The 2,764-nt window shown below is 63.8% G+C and carries 3 protein-coding genes; 1 reads left to right on the plus strand and 2 read right to left on the minus strand.

Features of this window, described 5'->3' with window-relative positions; genetic code table 11:
* The coding region (locus tag AC1DU6_RS26165) for a hypothetical protein (RefSeq protein WP_477860688.1) at positions 1-228 on the plus strand (228 nt) is incomplete at its 5' end.
* A gap of 96 nt (positions 229-324) precedes the next feature.
* On the opposite strand, the gene AC1DU6_RS26170 is transcribed toward AC1DU6_RS26165, so the two are convergent.
* Together AC1DU6_RS26170 and glmS are read right to left on the minus strand one after the other, a co-directional pair.
* A complete protein-coding gene (locus AC1DU6_RS26170; protein ID WP_327082895.1) occupies positions 325-1,020 on the minus strand; it encodes a FadR/GntR family transcriptional regulator in 696 nt (231 codons plus the stop codon).
* Positions 1,021-1,653: 633 nt separating this feature from the next.
* Positions 1,654-2,764, minus strand: a 1,111-nt coding sequence (gene glmS, locus AC1DU6_RS26175; protein WP_477860689.1) for a glutamine--fructose-6-phosphate transaminase (isomerizing), incomplete at its 5' end; no start/stop codon positions are given.

A 2,764-nucleotide genomic window follows, 5' to 3' on the forward strand; every position in this document is an offset into this window, starting at 1 on the left:
GCGCACGGCACCTCCAAGGACACGCAGTTCGGCCATCCGGGGGCTTACGGTGAGGTCAAACATGGGCTGGTCCGTTGGACGTGGCTGGCGGCAGAGGACGCCGGCCGTATGGGGCTGGTTCCGCTCCAAAGCCACCAAATCGCGCTTGATTCGACGCCGAATCAACCGGAGAAAATAATTGCGGCAAATGCCGCGCGAGCATCATATTTCGATCGACCGTCGAACTAATTAGGGAAAACCCATCGGCGACGCAGGCCCAACATCCCGTTCGGGGCGTGAAATCACACGAGCCCGACCGACCCTCTTTGGGCGCCGAAGCAGGGATCACGCCCATGCGAGCGCCGCCTCGGTGGAGGGYTCGGTCGGTTCGCCGATCCAGCGCCTATGGGAAGACTGGAGGTGATGGCACATCTGCGCCGCCGCAGCTTGCGGATTGCGCGATTTGAGCGCCCGAAGGATCGCCTCATGTTCGTCCAGGGCAGACCGCCAACTGCGCTCCGTTTCCACGCGCACACTCATCTGCGCTGAAATCGGGCTATGCCGACTGTCGAACAGTGCACCGACCATTCCAACCAGCACGGAATTCCCGCCCTGTTCGGCGATGCTGAGATGAAATCGTCGGTCAGCCTCGACTGGCTTATATCCTCTGGCGAGCCCATCCCGCATCGCCTCAAGAGCCTCCTCGACACGATGCAGCCCTAACGTACTGACGCGAGCGGCGGCGAGCGTGGCCACCGCGCTCTCCAGTACAACTCGCGCTTGCAGCAGTTCCTCCGGGCTGTCCCCCAAGCTCAGCGCAGAAGTTTCGCTGCGACGGCCAGACGGGCAGACGTAGATGCCCGATCCGCCGCGAATCTCGATGCGCCCGTCTATCTCCAGCGCGATCAGCGCTTCACGGAGGGAGGGCCGCGACACGCCGAGTAGCGAGGCCAGATCGCGCTCACCGGGAAGCCGTGCGCCTTCGACCAGGCCCTCGGCTTCTATCAGCGCCCTGATCCGATCGGCGATCTGCTCGTACAAGCGACGGGGCTCGACGCTCCGATGATGAAATGACATGGCCTCCGTGAACTCCTATTTCTGAAATAACTGGCAGCCGCTCAAACTGCAGAACTTGCAGCGAAGTTTTCGGCGAGTTTGGTCACCATGGCTGGGGGCCATCCAGTCCGGCCCATCGGTGGCAGGGATGTGAATTCGGGCCAGCCCTCCACGTGGTCGGTCCTAGCCGCAGAACTACCGCCTGGTGTGCGCACGACGCCTCCAAGGGCATGCGGGTTGGCCAGCCGGGCGCTAGGGGTGAGGTCAAACATGGGCTGGTCCGCCTGACAAAAGAGTGCGTTGGACGCGGCTGGCGGCGGAAACCGGCGGCTGTACGCTGCTGGTTCCGCTCCAAACCACCTAATTGGGCTTGATTCGGCGCCGAATCAATCGGCGAAAATAATTGCGACAATGCCGTGCCGTCATCATAGTTCGATCGGCCGTCAAACTAATTAGGGGAAACCCATCGGCGCCGCGGGGTCCACGTGTCGGCGCACAAGGGACCGCAGCGACGCATTGAGAGCGCCGAGTGTTGTCGCCGACGGAAAACTGAGCCACTGGCTCAAAGTTCGGTCGGCGACAACATCACAACTGGTGGCGTCAACAGCACCAGCGCGCCTACTCGACAGTCACACTTTTTGCCAGGTTACGTGGCTTGTCGACGTCTGTTCCCCGCGCGCATGCCGTGTGATATGCCAGCAGCTGCAGCGGCACGACGTGCAGGATGGGGCTGAGTTCGCCGTAATGCTCGGGCATGCGGATGACGTGCAGGCCGGCCTCGCTTTCGATGGCGGTGTCGCCGTCGGCGAAGACATAAAGCTGGCCGCCGCGGGCGCGGACTTCCTGCATATTGCTCTTGAGCTTCTCCAGCAGCGCGTCGTTGGGCGCCACCGTCACCACCGGCATCTCGGCCGTCACCAGGGCCAGCGGGCCGTGCTTCAGTTCACCGGCCGGGTAGGCCTCGGCGTGGATGTAGCTGATTTCCTTGAGCTTGAGCGCACCTTCCAGCGCGATTGGGTAGTGCAGGCCGCGGCCCAGGAACAGCGCGTTTTCCTTGCGCGCGAACTCCTCGCTCCAGGCGATGACCTGCGGCTCCAGGGCCAGCACGGCCTGCACGGCGACGGGCAGGTGGCGCAGATCCTTCAGGTGCTCGGCCTCGTCTGCCTCGCTGAGGTGGCCCCGCGTCTGCGCCAGGGCCAGCGTCAGCAGGAAGAGGCCGACAAGCTGGGTCGTGAAGGCCTTGGTGGAGGCCACGCCGATCTCGGCGCCGGCACGGGTGATGTAGGCCAGCTCGCATTCGCGCACCATGGCGCTCGTGGACACATTGCAGATGGTCAGCGTGTGCTTCATGCCCAAGGAACGGGCGTGCTTCAGTGCGGCGATGGTGTCGGCCGTCTCGCCGCTCTGGCTGATGGTGACGACCAGGGTGCGCGGGTTGGGCACGCTGCTGCGGTAGCGGTACTCGCTGGCGATCTCGACGCTGGTCGGGATCTTGGCGATGCTCTCCAGCCAGTACTTGGCCGTGGAACCCGAGTAGTAGCTGGTGCCACAGGCCAGGATGAGGACGTTGTCGACCTCCTTGAAGATGCCATAGGCACCATCGCCGAAGAGCTCCGGGCTGATGCCGGTCACCGCGTCCAGCGTGTTGGCGATGGCCACGGGCTGCTCGAAGATTTCCTTCTGCATGTAGTGGCGATACGGCCCCAACTCGGCAGCGCCGCTGTGGGCG

The organism is Roseateles sp. P5_B10 (assembly GCF_056400485.1).